Below are 17597 nucleotides of genomic sequence, written 5' to 3' on the forward strand. Positions count from 1 at the left end.
TAAAGTGCGATCTAGATCACATTAATCAGGCGCTATGAAATAAAAATAATCGCATTCTGGCACCAAAAGAGGGTTTTCAATGCCAGAAAGTTATTTAATAAGTCTTAAATTTAACCAATTTTTACCAGTGTTCTGCCTGTAACTTGATTATCCATAATCATTTGAGCATAGCGAGGTGTTTCATCAAGTGTGATTTCGGTCATTGCTTGTTGGTAGAACGTTTCTGGCAATAGTTGTAGCAAACGTTGCCAAACTTGAGCACGTTTTTCCGCTGGGAAATAGACAGAATCAACACCTTGTAGGCGAATATTTCGTAAAATAAATGGCATTACAGTGGTTGGTAATGAGAAACCACTGGCTAATCCACAAGCGGCAACCGTTCCGTTATAATTAGTCTGGGCTAAAATATTGGCAAGAATTTGTCCGCCAACGGTATCTACAGCACCTGCCCAGCGCTGTTTATCTAGTGCTCTTCCTGGTTGCTCAAACGCTTCACGAGTAATGACATGGGTTGCACCTAGCTTTTTCAGATATTCGTGATTACTACTTCTACCACTCAATGCTGTAACTCGATAACCCAATGTACTTAATAGGCTAATCGCAGTACTTCCAACGCCACCACTTGCGCCTGTTACTAAGATCTCTCCACTCTCAGGTGTAATGCCACCTTGCTCTAATGCCATTACGCACAGCATTGCAGTAAAGCCTGCAGTGCCAATAATCATGGCATTTTTTAAAGATAGACCTTCAGGAACGGCGGTGAGCCAATCACCTTTAACGCCGGCTTTTTGTGCTAATCCGCCCCAGTGATTTTCGCCTACACCCCAACCTGTTAATAGAACATGTTGACCGATATGAAAACGAGGATCTTCACTGTGATGAACCACACCAGAAAAATCGATGCCGGGGATCATCGGAAATTGTCGAATGATTTTTCCTTTACCCGTGATAGCTAATCCATCTTTATAGTTAAGTGTGGAGTAGTGTATATCAACGATAACGTCATGAGTGGGTAGCTTTGCTTCATCGACGTTTTGAACACTTGCTGATATTTTATCGCCTTGTTCTTCAAGTAATAATGCTTTCATGATGACCCCTTATCGACTTTTTTATTGCTGACATAATAGGTGAATTTTTAGATGGCGTCGTGATTGTGCACAATATCTATTGTAATAATGAGACAAATCGATCTTTTTTAGTGTATAAACTCAGGGTTCTGCGTTAATTGGAGTAGAGATTATTCTGGGGTTTATATCTTGATTAATAGATGATGCCTTTAATGTTTTACGATTGGTTATAAATAAAGCATTTATATTGTAAGAATGAAGCATTTATATTGTAAGTAAAATAGAAAATGTTTTGTTTTTGACACGCTTTTGGTGAGTACTCTATTGTTAATTCAATAAAAGTTACCAAGTGAAATATCATCAAATTTCGATATAACTGATGTGAATAATCAAATGAATAAATTTTATTTGAACTTGTAGCTGTGCTTTTGTGTCACAGAGTGGCAACTAAGTGCGTTTTTTTCTTTATTGATGCAAGTGTTGTTTGTATTGTGATTAACCCAAATATAAACAGCGTTAGATCGAATTTATGCGTTAATCGTTTTAATTAGCCCATTTTTATGCAGTTTTTTTCTGCTCCAATTGGGAAAAGTAACGTAGAATATTGTGCCTTTAAGATTATTCACGTGTCCACTTTTAACTAAGTAGCGAATCGCGCCTTGTCGCTGCTTATTGTGGTTGGTAGAGTAGACGGATTTTTCCGTCCCGGCTTGCAGGATTATCCTTTCGTATGTTTAAAAAATTTCGTGGCATGTTTTCCAACGATTTGTCTATTGACTTGGGTACCGCCAATACCCTCATATATGTCAAAGGGCAGGGTATTGTTCTCGATGAACCTTCCGTTGTCGCTATTCGTCAAGATCGCGCGGGAACCTCAAAAAGTGTTGCAGCCGTAGGGCATGAAGCCAAGCAGATGTTGGGGCGTACCCCAGGTAATATCGCAGCTATCCGTCCAATGAAAGATGGTGTGATCGCTGATTTTTATGTAACCGAAAAAATGCTTCAGCACTTCATAAAACAGGTTCATAACAACAGCTTTATGCGTCCAAGCCCTCGGGTATTGGTTTGTGTACCTGTTGGTGCAACGCAAGTTGAGCGAAGAGCAATTCGTGAATCTGCATTAAGTGCAGGTGCACGAGAAGTGTTCTTGATTGAAGAACCTATGTCTGCGGCTATTGGTGCTGGCTTGCCTGTTTCAGAAGCTACTGGCTCTATGGTGGTTGATATCGGTGGTGGTACAACTGAAGTTGCCGTAATTTCTCTAAATGGTGTTGTTTACTCTTCTTCTGTTCGTATTGGTGGTGATCGCTTTGATGAAGCTATCATTAACTATGTTCGCCGTAACTATGGTTCATTAATTGGTGAAGCAACCGCCGAACGTATTAAACATGATATTGGTTCAGCTTATCCTTCAGACGAAGTTAATGAAATCGAAGTTCGTGGTCGTAACCTTGCAGAAGGTGTGCCTCGTAGCTTTACATTAAATTCTAATGAAATTCTCGAAGCATTACAGGAACCATTAACGGGTATCGTGAGTGCTGTCATGGTCGCATTAGAACAGTGCCCACCAGAATTGGCTTCTGATATTTCAGAACGCGGTATGGTATTAACGGGCGGTGGAGCTCTGTTACGTAACCTTGACCGTTTGTTAATGGAAGAAACAGGTATTCCTGTGATTGTGGCTGAAGATCCTCTGACTTGTGTGGCTCGCGGCGGCGGTAAAGCATTAGAAATGATCGATATGCACGGTGGCGATCTGTTTAGCGAAGATTAAGATTGATTCTAACAAGGGAGAATGGATTCCCCCTTGGTGTGAATATCGACACCCGTTCTTTTACTTCTCCGTGTGAGTGATCGTTGAGTTTATGAAGCCAATTTTTAGTCGGGGTCCATCCCTACAGCTAAGATTAATAATCGCCGTGATTATCGCTATTACTTTATTAATTGCTGATAATCGTTTAGGTGCGTTTTCTAAAGTCCGCCAATATTTAGATACGGCTGTCAGCCCTTTCTATTTTCTTGCCAATGGTCCTCGTCGTTTTCTTGATCAAATTTCCGAAACATTTGCAACCCGCGAACGACTTCAGTTTGAAAATCAAGCATTGAGAAAAGAGTTGCTAGTTCGTAGTGGTGAAAGCCAATTACTTGAACAATTTAAGCAAGAAAATGCCCGTTTACGAGAATTACTCGGTTCGCCTTTACGCCGAAATGAGCAGATGACAGTGGCTCAAGTCCTGTCAGGCAACAGCACGCCTTATCGTGATCAAGTGGTTATTGATAAAGGCACCAATGACGGTGTTTATGAAGGACAGCCTGTTATTAGCGATAAAGGTGTTGTTGGACAAGTAATTGCCGTAAGCGAGTTAACCAGCAGAGTACTTTTAATTTGTGATACCAGCCATGCTTTACCTGTGCAAGTATTACGAAATGATATTCGTGTCATCGCATCGGGTGGTGGATGTGCTGATGATCTATTATTAGAAGCATTGCCAGCCAATATCGATATTCGTGTTGGGGATGTATTAGTCACATCCGGTTTAGGTGGGCGTTTCCCAGAAGGCTACCCTGTTGGCGTGGTTTCTTCGGTTAAAGTGGATAACCAGCGAGCCTATTCTGTGATTGATGTAAGACCTTCTGCCGAATTACAACGCTTACGTTACCTGCTTCTATTGTGGGGGGCTTCTGATAAAAAGGGTGAACCCCCATTGCCTTCTGAAGTGTATCACGCAGCAAATGAACGTTTAATGCAACTGATGCCGCAAGTGCTGCCTAATTATGAGCAAGCAGGACCGCCATTACCACGTTCGATGTCTCAAGAGCCGTTAGAAAACAGTGCTGAGCCAAATACGCCAGCGGTGGCTCCTTCTGCAACAAATTCGGGTGTACAACCTAATACAAGCAGAGGTAGATAGTGGCGATGAATCCATATCAAAGCCGAGGTCGTTGGGTTATCTGGCTCTCTTTTCTGATTGCCTTAGTATTACAAATTATGCCGTGGCCTGAACAATTAGAGATGTATCGTCCTATTTGGCCTGTGCTATTTCTTATTTATTGGATAACGGCTATTCCACATCGCGTAAGCGTGGGAACCGCATTTGTGCTGGGTATGAGTATGGATTTAGTCCAAGGCACAACATTAGGTGTTAATGCGCTCGCTTATACTTTAGTGAGTTATGTCGTTGCATTTAAATACCAACTTTTTTGTAATTTAGCGTTATGGCAACAAGCTTTGGTTGTTATGATCACTGTTGTGGTGGTTGATCTGGCTGTATTTTGGGCAGAATTTTTACTTTCCCCTGTTACTTTTCACCCTCAAGTATTCTGGAATAGCCCAGTCAGTGGTATTCTTTGGCCATGGCTCTATTTTTTACTTCGCAAAGTCCGTCATCAGTTTTCTGTGCACTAACAGCTTACTGAACATGGCGGTATTATTGTGTTACCGTCATGAGGACTCTATCTGTGACAATGCTTTACCTTGCTTCTAGTTCACCAAGACGACGCGAATTACTCGCACTATTGGATGTTGAATTTAGTATTATTACGCCAGCCATTGATGAAATTTGGCAACAAGGTGAAACACCAGAACAGTATGTTGTTCGTTTAGCGAAAGAAAAATCGCAAGAAGGTGTACGACAAGCACCTTGTCATTATCCCGTTCTCGGTTCAGATACGATTGTTGTTTGCGAAGGGAAAATTCTCGAAAAACCTCGTGATGCTCATCATGCTGCACAGATGTTACGCGCGCTTGCTGGTTCAACGCATCAAGTGATCACCGCAATTGCAATTTCTGATAAAAATCATACATTAAGCCAATTGGTTGTCACACTAGTCACATTTAGAAAGATGACAGATCAGGAAATTAACGCGTATATTGAAACGGGAGAGCCGATGGATAAAGCCGGCGCTTACGGTATTCAAGGAAAAGGAGGCCGTTTTGTTCAACGGATTGAGGGAAGTTATCACGCTGTTGTCGGATTGCCTCTTGTTGAAACCGAAGCGTTGATAGACCAATTTTTATCTCTAGCGAATGAGAAGGAGATTTCATGACCGCAGAGCTATTAGTGAATGTCACTCCATCTGAAACCCGTGTTGCCTATATCAGCGGAGGCATACTTCAAGAAATACATGTTGAAAGAGAAGCCAAACGTGGCATTGTCGGAAACATCTACAAAGGTCGGGTAAGTCGAGTTTTACCCGGGATGCAAGCTGCATTTATTGACATCGGGCTAGATAAAGCCGCTTTTTTACATGCTTCTGATATTATGCCTCACACCGAATGTATTGCGGGTGAAGAGCAGAAAAAATTTAATGTCCGCGATATTGGTCAGTTGGTTCATCAAGGGCAAGATTTAATTGTACAAGTCGTTAAAGATCCTCTTGGCACTAAAGGCGCGCGCTTAACTACTGATATAACACTCCCTTCACGCTATTTAGTCTTTATGCCAGGTGCTTCTCATGTTGGCGTTTCTCAGCGCATTGAAAGCGAAGAAGAGCGAGAGCGTTTAAAGCAGTTAGTAGAAGAGTATTGCGATGAAAACGGTGGTTTTATTATTCGTACCGCTGCTGAAGGCATTGGTGAGCACGAGATAAAACAAGATGCCGCTTTTCTTAAGCGTTTATGGAATAAAATCATTGAACGTAAGAAAAGAAATAAAACCCGTATTCAAATTTATGGTGAATTAGCATTAGCGCAACGTATTTTGCGTGATTTTGCAAGTTCTGAGCTTGATGGCATTCGTGTTGATTCAAAACTTACCTATAATCAATTACAGGAATTTATTGGTGAATATATTCCTGAATTAACCGCCAAACTTGAGCTGCACCAAGGTAATCAGCCTATTTTTGACCTTTATGGTGTTGAAAATGAAATTCAACGCGCACTAGAACGTAAGGTTGAGCTGAAATCTGGTGGTTATCTTATCATCGACCAAACAGAAGCAATGACCACAATAGATATCAATACAGGTGCATTTGTGGGGCATCGTAATTTAGAAGAAACTATTTTTAATACGAATATTGAAGCCAGCCAAGCTATTGCCCGCCAATTAAGATTAAGAAATTTAGGTGGCATCATTATTATTGATTTCATTGATATGAATAATGATGAGCATAAACGCAGAGTATTAGCTTCTCTTGAACAAGCATTAAGTAAAGACCGAGTAAAAACCACTATTAATGGCTTTTCTCAGTTAGGGTTAGTCGAAATGACCCGTAAAAGAACGCGTGAAAGCCTTGAACATGTACTTTGTGACGATTGCCCATCTTGCCAAGGTAGGGGAACGGTAAAGTCAGTAGAAACAGTATGCTATGAAATTTTACGTGAAATTGTGCGAGTTCATAAAACGATAGATGCTGATCGTTTTCTTGTTTATGCTTCTTCAGCCGTTTCAGAAGCGTTGCGTGGTGAAGAATCACATGCTTTGGCAGAAGTGGAAATTTTTGTTGGTAAGCAGGTTAAAGTGCAAACTGAGCTACTCTATAGTCAGGAGCAATTTGATGTGGTGATGATGTAATGGATACTCTTTTGTCATGATAATGACGGCAGAAAGGAGACAAAAATGAAGCGGCTACCTAAATATCTGTTGTTAACAACGGTTTTTTGCCTCATCGTTTTTGCTTTAATTTTAAGTGGGTTCCGCTACTTTCTGCCGCGTCTTGATAATTATCGCCCTGAAATAGAAGCTTATCTAACAAAGCAACTTAATAGCCCGGTCTCAATGACGAAAATCAATGGGGAATGGCAAAATTTTGGTCCCGATATCCAAGTCGAAGGACTTCATATCGATAATCAAGAGGTGGATGTTACCGCAGAAAAAGTGACTTTCTCTTTTGATGCTTGGCGTTCATTATTAACGCTTCGTCTTCACTTTCGTGAACTGACCTTTGAACAGTTATATGTGGATTATCATAGCCCTATTTTTACTGGGCAAAGTGGTGATATTACCTTAACTGAACCAGATAATATCTCTTCGCTTTTCCTCGAACAATTTGACCGTTTTAACTTAGTCGATAGCCGATTTACTTTTCTAACGCCCTCTGGTGATACCAGCACCTTAAATGTGCCTGAATTAATATGGTTAAACCAAAAGAATCGTCATCGTGCTCAAGGCGAAGTCACGCTTGATACATTGCTTAATCACTATGGTGGGCTAAAAGTTCGTCTTGATCTTTACACCAAAGATAATGGCTTAATAGATAACGGAAATGTATTTATTACTGCTGATGATATTGATATCTCACCTTGGTTAAGCAAATGGGTTAAAAGTAATAGTGGTCTGGGTGAGGCGAAAGCTAGCTTGTCTAATTGGATTGAAATCACACAAGGACGCATCACAGGAAGTCAGCTACAGATCCATCAAGGCGTAATGGATTGGCAAAGTGAAGGTGTTTCACATGTATTAAATGTGGAAGATCTTATTTTGCGAATGAGACGACAAGAAAATGGTTGGCTTGCTGATATTCCGTATACCCGAAAAATAGCCATGGATGGTAAAGAGTGGCCTGATGGCTATTTGGCTGTACTTTATCAACCCAAAGACAATAAAAATAATGAAGAGTGGCGTATTCGCGCTAAAAATATTGAGTTAGAAAGACTCTATGCTGTTTTACCTCTATTTTCATTTTTAACCCCAGATATGGCACAGCGATGGCAACATCGTCATTTCACAGGAATAGTGAACAATTTTGCTCTGGATTTAACGCCAAGTAATGTTGAACAAAGTGCTATTGATATGGATTGGCAAAATGTGAGTTGGAAACAATGGAAAGCCTTACCTTCTGTTGAGCATTTTAATGGTCATATCAAAGGCAGTATGCAAGGGGGGGAACTTCAATTCACATTGGCAAACAGCAAAATTGATACTGGTGGGTTATTTAAAGCGCCACTGAATGTTGGAAAAGGCGCTGGAACTATTTATTGGCAGTATAAAGCGGATGATTTATCACTGTGGAGCCAAGGATTAGATATTAAAGCAACATCAGCATGGGTTACTGGGGATTTTCGCTATGAGAAAAAAGGCGAAGATCAGCAACTGTCTATTCTTTCAGGTGTAAGCGTTAGTAATGCTGGAGATACATGGCGCTATTTACCAGAACAATATGTAGGTGAAAATTTAACCCAATACCTTTCTGGTGCCATTATTGCGGGTAATATCGATAATGCGACCTTTATTTTTCATGGTGATCCGGTAGATTTTCCTTTTGAAAAGCACAATGGTTGGTTTCAAGTTTATGCGCCTGTAAAACAGGCAACATTTAAGTTTGATAGTGAATGGCCTGCGTTGTTTGATCTCGATATTAATTTAGATTTTCGCAATAAAGGGCTGTGGATGTCGGCGGATAACGCCAAAGTAGGTAAAGCCTTAGCATCTAATTTAACTGCCGTTATCAGTGATTATGCGAAAGAAAAAATAGTGATTGATGCCAATATCGCCGCGACAGGAGATGAACTTAAAGATTATTTCCTTGATTCTCAAATGGCGAGTATTGGTCACACGCTTGAAGAGCTTAAAGTCGCGGGTAACATTAACGGCACATTGAAACTTGATATTCCTTTTGGTGGCGAAGATGTGGTTGCTAGTGGTGATATTAATCTAAAAAATAACGACGTCACACTCGCCTTTATGGACACCACCTTAAAAGGTGTAACCGGTCAATTTCGTTATAACAATGATAAACTGGAAAGTGACACATTAACGGGAAGCTGGTTGGGTCAACCACTCACATTTTCATTCACAAGTCATAATAATTCTGATAACTATCAAGTGGATGTTGGATTAAAAGGACAATGGAATATTCAGAAAATTCAAGGGTTACCTTCTGATATTCAGCGTCAAATAAGTGGTGTATTGCCTTGGAATGGCACAGTTAAAGTCAATATACCCGAGAAAGGTGATGTTAATTATCAGGTCAATTTAACGGGAAATGTGAATGGATTAGCTAGTCAATTAACGGCACCAGAAACTCAGGATTTAAAAACATCACCACCAATCATGATTTCTGCCAAGGGCAATAGCGAAAAGCTAACTATTGATGCTAATGCTGAAAAACAGTGGGCACTAAATAGCGAATGGGCATTAGGAAAGCAGTTACGTTTATTACGCGCTAATTTGGCTTCATCTTCGATTAAGCGACCCAAACTTCCTGAGCAAGAGAGATTAACCATTGAACTTAAAGGGCTAAATGGTGATAAATGGTTGCCTACTTTAGTTGCCTTTTCGGCATTAGCACCTTCTGAAAATGAGGTGAGCTTCCCTGATAATATTCATATCAGTTTGCCAGAACTTAATTTTGCTGGGCAAACATGGCGTGACCAACAATCTGAAATTATGCATGTTAATGATGGCGTTAAATTCTCTTTTTCAGGGAGTGAGTTACGCGGTGATATGTTTATACCGACAATAGCAGCACCTTGGCAAATCAATATTAATTACCTCTATTTTAATGGTGAACACGCTCCTGAAGAAGAGAAAAGATTGAAAATGGCGCTGGAGCCAGCGAGTAAATCAACTGCATTTTCAGTGACAAATGTGCCCTCTATTGAATTTGAATGTAAAGAGTGTTGGGTAAATGGATTGCTGTTGGGCAAAATTAAAGCGTCAATGCAGCAGAGTAATGGCGCGTTATTCCTTACTGAAGGTAAATTAGAAAATAGCAGTGGGCAGTTGTCAGTTACTGGTGTGTGGTCTGAAAATGCGGCAGGACAAAACAACACTAAGCTCAGCGGAAAACTGAATGCAGAAGAAATTGATGAGATGGCGGCTTATTTTGGTTATATCGTACCCATTATTCAATCGCCACTTTCTGCTGATTTTTCATTACAATGGCATAATACACCTTGGAATTTTGATTTAGCCACTTTGAATGGCGAAGTTAAATCGTCATTAGGCAAAGGGCGTATAGAAAAAGTAAATGTAGGGCAAGCAGGAAAATTACTACGACTGGTTAGCTTTGATGCATTATTACGTAAATTACAGTTCGATTTCAGAGATACGTTTAGTGATAATTTTGAATATGATTCTATTAAGAGTGAAATTACCATTAAGCAAGGCGTGATGAATGCCGACAGTGTTCGTATCGATGGAGTGATTGCCGATATCGTCATTACAGGGCAAGTTGATTTACTTGAGCGTAAAATGGATCTACAAGTGGTGGTAACCCCTGAGATTTCAGCTACAGTAGGAGTAGCTACTGCTTTTGCTATTAATCCAATTGCAGGTGCTGCGGTGTTCGCGGCATCAAAAGTTCTTGGTCCACTTTGGAGTAAGATATCAGTAATACGTTATCATGTGACCGGAACAATGGAACAACCTAAAATCGACGAAGTATTGCGTCAGCTTAAGGAGAATCAGGCATTATGAAAAAAGTTAATGTCGCACTTTTGCAGCTTTGTAGCGGAAAAAATACAAAAAATAATCTGGCGCAGATAGAGCAACAGATTAAACAATTACCCGATTCAGTTGAGCTTGTGTTAACCCCTGAGAATGCGTTACTTTTTTCGAGTGCTAAAGATTACCATAAACATGCTGAAATTCAGGGTGAAGGACCTTTACAGAACGCTATTGCTAAAATGGCACAGCGTTATAAAGTGTGGATCCTTGTTGGGTCTATGCCTTTAATTAGTCGTGACTCTCCAGACCAAATTACAAGCAGTAGCTTAGTGTTTGATAATGAAGGTGTTATTCGTGCTCGCTATGACAAAATTCATATGTTTGATGTAAGCATTGATGATGAGCAAGGCGAATATAATGAGTCTACTATTTATCAACGAGGCGAACGTTTAACGGTTGTTGATACTCCTGTTGGTAAGTTAGGTCTAACCATTTGTTATGACTTACGTTTTCCTGGGATTTTTCAAGCACTAAGAGAAAAAGGTGCTGAAATTATTTCTGTGCCAGCTGCATTTACTCGTTTAACAGGAAAAGCGCACTGGGAACCGCTGCTACGTGCTCGTGCAATTGAAAACCAATGTATTATTTTGGCTCCTGCACAAGTCGGTACTCATGATACGCGTCGTACTTGGGGTCATACAATGGCGGTTGACGGTTGGGGCAAAGTATTGAAAAAGAACCCTGATGCCGTAAGTGCACTAACACTGAATATTCGAGTTGATAGTTTAGATGGTATGCGTGAACAGATACGGGTTGTGAAACATAATCGCTTTCGCCCGAAACTGACTCACTTAATAAAAAAAGTTAAGGATAAAGAAGAATTATGAGTTTAGCTGTTGTCAGCGAAAGTCTGTTGGAAGCGAACCAACTCAGTCTGGATGATTTAGCATCTACACTTGAACAGCTTGCACAGCGTCAAATTGATTATGGTGATCTTTATTTTCAGTCTAGTTACCACGAAGCGTGGATCTTAGACGATCAAATTATTAAAGATGGCTCTTACAATATTGACCAAGGGGTAGGAGTTAGAGCAATTTACGGTGATAAAACCGGTTTTGCTTATGCTGACCAGTTAACACTTAATGCACTTAATCAAAGCGCTGCGGCTGCACGAAGTATTGTTCAGGCTCAGGGAGATGGTCGCATTCATACCTTAGGTGCTATTCAACATTCTCCGCTGTATAGCTTAAATAATCCTCTGGACAGCCTTTCTCGTGAAGAAAAAATTGCTTTATTACATGAAGTAGATAAAGCCGCTCGTGCTGAAGATAAACGCGTAAAGCAAGTTAATGCGTCATTAACAGGTGTTTATGAGCATATTTTAGTTGCTGCAACAGACGGCACATTAGCGGCAGATGTGCGTCCTTTAGTTCGCCTCTCTGTTAGCGTGTTAGTTGAAGAAGATGGCAAACGTGAACGTGGTGCAAGTGGTGGGGGTGGTCGTTTTGGTTATGACTACTTCTTAATGACAGTTGATGGTGAAAGCCATGCTGTAACTTATGCTCGTGAAGCTGTACGTATGGCACTCGTTAACTTATCTGCAATAGCAGCGCCTGCTGGCACGATGCCTGTTGTATTAGGTGCAGGATGGCCGGGTGTTTTACTGCATGAAGCGGTTGGTCATGGTTTAGAAGGTGATTTTAATCGCCGAGAAACCTCCGTTTTTTCTGGTCGCCTTGGTGATAAAGTCACTTCTGAACTTTGTACTATTGTTGATGATGGCACTATTGAAGGTCGTCGCGGTTCTGTGGCGATTGATGATGAAGGTGTACCTGGTCAGTATAACGTGCTAATTGAAAACGGCATCTTAAAAGGTTATATGCAAGATAAGATGAATGCGCGTTTAATGGGGGTAGCACCAACAGGTAATGGTCGTCGTGAGTCTTATGCGCACCTTCCTATGCCACGTATGACTAATACCTATATGTTGGCAGGTAAGTCATCACCAGAAGATATTATTGCCAGTGTTGAACGTGGGATCTACGCACCAAACTTTGGTGGTGGTCAGGTCGATATCACTTCAGGTAAATTTGTTTTCTCAACCTCAGAAGCTTATTTAATTGAGAATGGCAAAATTACTAAACCAATTAAAGGTGCAACATTAATTGGTTCTGGTATTGAAGCAATGCAACAAGTTTCAATGGTCGGTAACGATCTTGCGTTAGATAAAGGTGTCGGCGTTTGTGGTAAAGAAGGACAAAGTTTACCGGTTGGTGTTGGTCAACCAACATTAAAACTGGATAAAATTACTGTCGGCGGAACCGCATAATGTTGCTATAGTTATCTATACGTACTTAAAAAGCTCCATCTTCTGATGGAGTTTTTTATCTCAACGACAGTTAAAGGAGCTAACTAATGGGTAAACGTTTATTACCAGTAATTATTGTTGTTGCTGTTTTATTCGGTGTTCTTTATAAAGGGCTATTGCCTGAAACCCAAACACCAGATTCATCCTTATCTGCACCTGCATCTATTCCTGCACCACCAAGTAATCAGGCAAATAAACCCGCACAGATCCCACAGTCAATTAATGAAAAGACACAAGCAAACAAAGTAGCTGACTATTTACAGCGTCATGATCAGTTGCCTGATTTCTATCTTACTAAGAAAGAAGCGAGAGCGAATGGTTGGAATGCCAAAACGGGTAATTTATGTGAGGTATTACCTGGCAGAGCAATTGGTGGTGATCGCTTTATGAATCGTGAAAAGCAGCTTCCTGAAGAGAGTGGTCGTCAATGGTTTGAAGCTGATGTGAATTATCGCTGTGGGCATCGTGGTAGCGATAGATTGCTATATTCTAATGATGGTTTGATCTATTTAACCACCGATCATTATCGTACTATGACAAAAGTTGCACCTTAATGCAGAAAATAATATTTGATTTTGAAATGCTTCCAACTATGGAAGCGTTTTATCTTAGTTTTGCTAAGCAGTTCGATTTGCCTGACTATTTTGGCAATAATCTAGATGCATTATGGGATGTGTTAACGGGGGACGTTGAGTTGCCAGTGCAGATTATTTTTAAACATTTCCCTCAACATTCACCTATCTTTCAGCCATTAATAATACTGATGCAAGAAACCCAAATTGAGTTAGGTGATGAATACTTTCACTTTTCTTGTGAGCAGTAATGATAATAAAACCTTTAATCCCGAAAACAGCAGTGACAGTATAATCTTCACTACACTGCGTTTTCAGGTGTCATAAGGGTAAAGCAGATGCTTTACGCTGATTCCGAAAGATCTTTTAAATATTGAAACAATAAACGGAATGATTTTGGTGGTTTATTGCCTTCTTTTTCTTTCTTTGCATTACGAATAAGTGTGCGTAATTGTTGGCGATCTGCCATTGGATAAAGTTTGACAACTTCTTCAATCACTTCATTACCGCCTTCTACTAGGCGAATACGCAGATCTTCTAATTTATGTAAAACTAAAATCTGTTGGTTATGACGATTTTTAAGTTTGTCTAATGCTTGACGAATAGGGTCTTCATCAACATTACGCAGTAATTTACCAATATATTGAATTTGGCGACGACGCGCTTCACGCTGTACTTTTTGTGCGAGTTGAATTGATGCAAGTAGTTTCTCATCGAGTGGGATCCGCTCTAACTCTTGAGCACTTAATTCAACCAGTTCAGTACCTAATTTTTTTAGTACTTCAGCATCACGTTTGATTTCACTTTTGCTGACCCAGATGATCTCTTCATCTTCTTCCTCTTCTGACGATGTGCTGTCAAATTCAGGGTCAAGGTAATGCCACTCTTCTGGCTGCTTTGCCATAATAAAAATTCCTGTTGCAGAGTAAGCCGGGAGTGTGATTTGGTGAATGACCAAAAGCCCGACGGGTGATAACATTCATATATCTTCTATTGTAACTGGGAAAATCGCTTGTTGACCACCTGTCAATTGATTTACTTTACTAAAAATAAGTAAAAAGTGATGTTCTCCTTAGGAAAAATGGTTCTCAATGAATAATTCAGATCAGGTAAAACAGCTGGAAGACGCTGTTTCGCTCGCTTTAGAGTTGGCGGCAAAGCAGTGCGACAGTGCAGAAGTTGCAATTAATAAATCAACGGGCATCAGCGTAAGTACACGTCATGGTGAAGTTGAGAATGTTGAATTTAACAGTGATGGTGCTTTAGGTATCACCGTTTATCAACAACAACGTAAAGGTAGTGCTTCTTCCACAGATTTAAGCCCTGATGCGATTAAACGCGCTGTACAAGCTGCTGTTGATATTGCGCGTTATACCTCAGTTGACCCTTATGCAGGACCTGCTGATAAAGAACTACTGGCATTTGACGCCCCTTTCTTAGATCTTTACCACCCAACTGAGATCACGGCAGATAAAGCAATTGAATTAGCTTCTCGTGCAGAAAAAGCAGCTTTAGATAGCGACAAACGTATTATTAATACGGAAGGTGGTAGTTTTAATAGCCACAGTGGTACTCGTGTCTTTGGTAATAGTCTTGGATTATTAAAAAGCTATTCGTCTTCTCGTTATTCAATGTCTAGCTGCGTGATAGCGAAAGAGGGCGAAGATATGGAGCGTGATTACGCTTATACCATTAGTCGCCGTTTCGATGGCTTAGCAACGCCAGAGTGGGTAGGTCAAGAGTGTGCTCGTCGCACGCTTTCACGTCTTTCTCCTCGTAAGCTTTCTACCATGAAAGCGCCCGTTATTTTTTCCGCTGAAGTAGCAACGGGTATTTTTGGGCATTTAGTTGCCGCCATTAGTGGCAGCATGATCTATCGTGAATCATCTTGCTTGTTAGATAGTTTAGGTAAGCAGATTTTTCCACAATGGCTAAATATTCAAGAGCGTCCTCATTTAATGGGTGGATTAGCTTCTACACCATTTGATAGTGAAGGTGTCCGTACTATGGATGCTGATATTATAAAAGATGGTGTGTTACAAGAGTGGTTACTGACAACCTATTCAGCAAGAAAATTAGGTTTAAAAAGCAATGGTCATGCTGGTGGTATTCATAACTGGTTTATCCCAGGGCAAGGTCTTTCATTTGATGAGTTAGTCAAAGAGATGGGAACAGGGCTGATTGTTACCGAACTTATGGGACAAGGTGTAAGTACTGTTACTGGTGATTACTCTCGTGGTGCTGGTGGCTTCTGGGTTGAAAATGGTGAAATTCAATATCCAGTCAGTGAAGTCACTATTGCGGGTAACTTGAAAGATATGTGGGCGAATATTGCCACCATTGGTGATGATATTGAAACCCGCAGTAATATTCAGTGTGGTTCGTTATTACTGCCAGAAATGAGCATTGCGGGTGAGTAAGAGGTAAATTGCATTATCGTCATTAATCTCAGCCCATTGATGGGCTGAGATATCGCGTTTATTGATGTATTTTTAAAGCAAGTAAAAACAAAAATAAGACACGAACCTTCAGCGCTGCTTAACGGTGATATTCACCAGCGGCTTCCGGTTGATAAAGAATTTCTAACACTTTAACCTTAGTTTCAAGGCCATTTGGCAATTTCCAACTGATTTCATCATTAATGGTTAAACCCAATAATGCTGCTCCCATTGGTGCCATTACCGATAGTTCTGTTGTGCTGTCTTTTAATGATGCAGGGTAAACTAAAGTACGTGTACGCTCTTCATTATTTTTTAAGTCCATAAAACGGACTTTACTGTTCATTGTAACGATGTTCGCCGGGATATCAGCTGGCGTTACAATGTCAGCGCGATCTAACTCTTCATTTAGCGCTTCTGCAATTGGGCTATCTGCAAATGCAGGTTGCTCTAGTAATGAATCTAAACGTTCTGCATCAAGTTCGTTGATGATAATTGTTGGCTTTGTCATACCACACTCCAATTTATTCCAATGCAAAACAACACCCCCACGGGTTAGGTGGGGGTGTTGTTAAACTCATATATGAGATAATAGGCGGTTCTGTATAAAAAAGAAAGAGACGGTGATCACGATCTCTTTCAAGTACTTTTGTTAAGAAATGCTAATCTATTGTTTTCTATTATGATTATTCTTCATCAAAGCCTGATTCAAATAATAAGATAATAGCATTAATAGCTTCATTCTCATCACTTCCTGTGACTTCGATGTTAATATGGCTACCTTGTTCAGAGTCAAGCATCAACATCGCAATCACACTATCTGCTTGCGCCTCAACCCCTTCATGATTGCGTAAAATCACTGTTGATTGAAATGTTTTTACCAAATCAAACAATTTCATTGCAGGCCTTGCGTGCATGCCAAGCCGATTTTTAATCGCAACTTGTCGGTGTTGGGTCATTTGCGTTTTTCTAACGTTCTATGACGTGACTGTACGTTTTTACCACGAGAGCGAAAATAATCAGCCAGCTGTTCAGCAACATATACAGAACGGTGTTTCCCACCAGTACAACCTATCGCAACCGTTAAATAGCTACGGTTATTGGTTTCTAACATCGGTAACCAAAGTTCGAGGTAGCTTCTGGTTTGATAAATAAAGTTGTGTACTTCTGTGTGCCTATCTAAAAATGCAGCAACAGGGCGATCAAGACCTGTCATTGGGCGCAGCTTAGGATCCCAATGGGGATTTGGTAAAAAACGCACATCAAAAACATAATCTGCGTCGATAGGAATACCGTGTTTAAATCCAAATGATTCAAATACCATTGTCAGTTCGCGCTCACGCTTACCTAATAAGCGAGTACGCAGCATCTCAGCCAATTCATGAACAGACATTTCGGATGTATCGATGATAAGATCAGCACGAGATCGTAACGGCTCTAGCAGATCACTCTCTGTATCAATCGCCACTTCCAAAGAAAGGTTTTTTGTTGAAAGAGGATGTAGACGTCGTGTATCACTATAACGACGGATCAAGGTGTTTCTATCAGCATCTAGAAACAAAAGTTGTGGAGAATATTCAGCGGGTAAATTTTCCAGCGCTTTTTCAAAGATCTCCGGCGATTCAGGCATATTACGAACATCAATACTGACTGCGGCAGCAGAAGCATCACGTTCCGCCAGCGTTTTCGCGAGCTCCGGTAAAAGATCAACTGGTAAGTTATCTACGCAATAAAATCCCATGTCTTCAAGCGCACGCAAAGCAACTGACTTACCTGAACCAGAGCGTCCGCTGACTATCATCAGCACCATGAGGTAGCTCCCC

16 protein-coding genes are annotated in these 17597 nt (G+C 40.6%); 11 read left to right on the top strand and 5 right to left on the bottom strand.

The window, feature by feature from the left end; genetic code table 11:
• Window positions 1–110 precede the first annotated feature (110 nt).
• A complete protein-coding gene (gene acuI, locus ABN099_RS03580) occupies window positions 111–1088 on the bottom strand; it encodes an acrylyl-CoA reductase (NADPH) (RefSeq protein ID WP_349462328.1) in 978 nt (325 codons plus the stop codon).
• 709 nt (window positions 1089–1797) lie between these two features.
• On the opposite strand from acuI, the gene mreB reads away from it, so the two are divergent.
• The 10 genes from mreB (at window position 1798) to ABN099_RS03630 (ending at window position 13587) form a co-directional block, all read left to right on the top strand.
• Window positions 1798–2841 carry a rod shape-determining protein MreB gene (gene mreB, locus ABN099_RS03585; RefSeq protein ID WP_023582893.1) on the top strand — a complete coding sequence of 348 codons (1044 nt, stop codon included), beginning with the start codon at window positions 1798–1800 and terminating at the stop codon, window positions 2839–2841.
• Window positions 2842–2932: 91 nt separating this feature from the next.
• A complete protein-coding gene (gene mreC / locus ABN099_RS03590; protein WP_349462329.1) occupies window positions 2933–3979 on the top strand; it encodes a rod shape-determining protein MreC in 1047 nt (348 codons plus the stop codon).
• A 5-nt stretch (window positions 3980–3984) separates the two neighbouring features.
• Window positions 3985–4473 (top strand): rod shape-determining protein MreD, encoded by a 489-nt coding sequence (gene mreD / locus ABN099_RS03595; protein ID WP_349462330.1) that lies wholly within the window; start codon window positions 3985–3987, stop codon window positions 4471–4473.
• Between the two features lie 53 nt (window positions 4474–4526).
• Window positions 4527–5114: a Maf family protein gene (locus ABN099_RS03600; RefSeq protein ID WP_349462331.1), complete on the top strand. Its 588-nt coding sequence runs from the start codon at window positions 4527–4529 to the stop codon at window positions 5112–5114.
• The gene (gene rng, locus ABN099_RS03605) at window positions 5111–6580 is read left to right on the top strand and encodes a ribonuclease G (RefSeq protein ID WP_349462332.1); all 1470 of its coding nucleotides are present in this window, start codon (window positions 5111–5113) and stop codon (window positions 6578–6580) included. Before ABN099_RS03600 ends, rng begins: the two co-directional genes overlap by 4 nt.
• A gap of 45 nt (window positions 6581–6625) precedes the next feature.
• A complete protein-coding gene (yhdP, locus tag ABN099_RS03610; protein ID WP_349462333.1) occupies window positions 6626–10426 on the top strand; it encodes an AsmA2 domain-containing protein YhdP in 3801 nt (1266 codons plus the stop codon).
• A complete protein-coding gene (gene nit1 / locus ABN099_RS03615; RefSeq protein ID WP_349462334.1) occupies window positions 10423–11283 on the top strand; it encodes a deaminated glutathione amidase in 861 nt (286 codons plus the stop codon). Before yhdP ends, nit1 begins: the two co-directional genes overlap by 4 nt.
• Entirely contained in the window at window positions 11280–12725 is a 1446-nt protein-coding gene (gene tldD, locus ABN099_RS03620) for a metalloprotease TldD (RefSeq protein ID WP_349462335.1), read from the top strand. Before nit1 ends, tldD begins: the two co-directional genes overlap by 4 nt.
• 86 nt (window positions 12726–12811) lie before the next feature.
• Entirely contained in the window at window positions 12812–13318 is a 507-nt protein-coding gene (locus ABN099_RS03625; RefSeq protein WP_349462336.1) for a ribonuclease, read from the top strand.
• The gene (locus tag ABN099_RS03630) at window positions 13318–13587 is read left to right on the top strand and encodes a barstar family protein (protein ID WP_349462337.1); all 270 of its coding nucleotides are present in this window, start codon (window positions 13318–13320) and stop codon (window positions 13585–13587) included. The genes ABN099_RS03625 and ABN099_RS03630 overlap by 1 nt, the downstream gene beginning before the upstream one ends.
• A gap of 92 nt (window positions 13588–13679) precedes the next feature.
• Here ABN099_RS03630 and yjgA read toward each other — a convergent pair whose 3' ends face one another.
• The gene (yjgA, locus tag ABN099_RS03635; protein ID WP_349462717.1) at window positions 13680–14240 is read right to left on the bottom strand and encodes a ribosome biogenesis factor YjgA; all 561 of its coding nucleotides are present in this window, start codon (window positions 14238–14240) and stop codon (window positions 13680–13682) included.
• A gap of 187 nt (window positions 14241–14427) precedes the next feature.
• Here yjgA and pmbA point away from each other — a divergent pair, with 187 nt between their 5' ends.
• Complete coding sequence (gene pmbA, locus ABN099_RS03640) at window positions 14428–15756, top strand: metalloprotease PmbA (RefSeq protein WP_349462338.1); 1329 nt, start codon at window positions 14428–14430, stop codon at window positions 15754–15756.
• A gap of 118 nt (window positions 15757–15874) precedes the next feature.
• Here pmbA and rnk read toward each other — a convergent pair whose 3' ends face one another.
• The 3 genes from rnk to rapZ all read right to left on the bottom strand — a co-directional run bounded on the left by rnk (window position 15875) and on the right by rapZ (window position 17584).
• Window positions 15875–16285 (bottom strand): nucleoside diphosphate kinase regulator, encoded by a 411-nt coding sequence (gene rnk / locus ABN099_RS03645; RefSeq protein ID WP_349462339.1) that lies wholly within the window; start codon window positions 16283–16285, stop codon window positions 15875–15877.
• A 175-nt stretch (window positions 16286–16460) separates the two neighbouring features.
• Window positions 16461–16733: a PTS phosphocarrier protein NPr gene (gene npr, locus ABN099_RS03650; RefSeq protein ID WP_349462340.1), complete on the bottom strand. Its 273-nt coding sequence runs from the start codon at window positions 16731–16733 to the stop codon at window positions 16461–16463.
• The gene (gene rapZ / locus ABN099_RS03655) at window positions 16730–17584 is read right to left on the bottom strand and encodes an RNase adapter RapZ (RefSeq protein WP_193016740.1); all 855 of its coding nucleotides are present in this window, start codon (window positions 17582–17584) and stop codon (window positions 16730–16732) included. The genes npr and rapZ overlap by 4 nt, the downstream gene beginning before the upstream one ends.
• Window positions 17585–17597 lie beyond the last annotated feature (13 nt).

Source organism: Proteus hauseri (assembly GCF_040139125.1).
GTDB classification, from domain to species: domain Bacteria; phylum Pseudomonadota; class Gammaproteobacteria; order Enterobacterales; family Enterobacteriaceae; genus Proteus; species Proteus hauseri_B.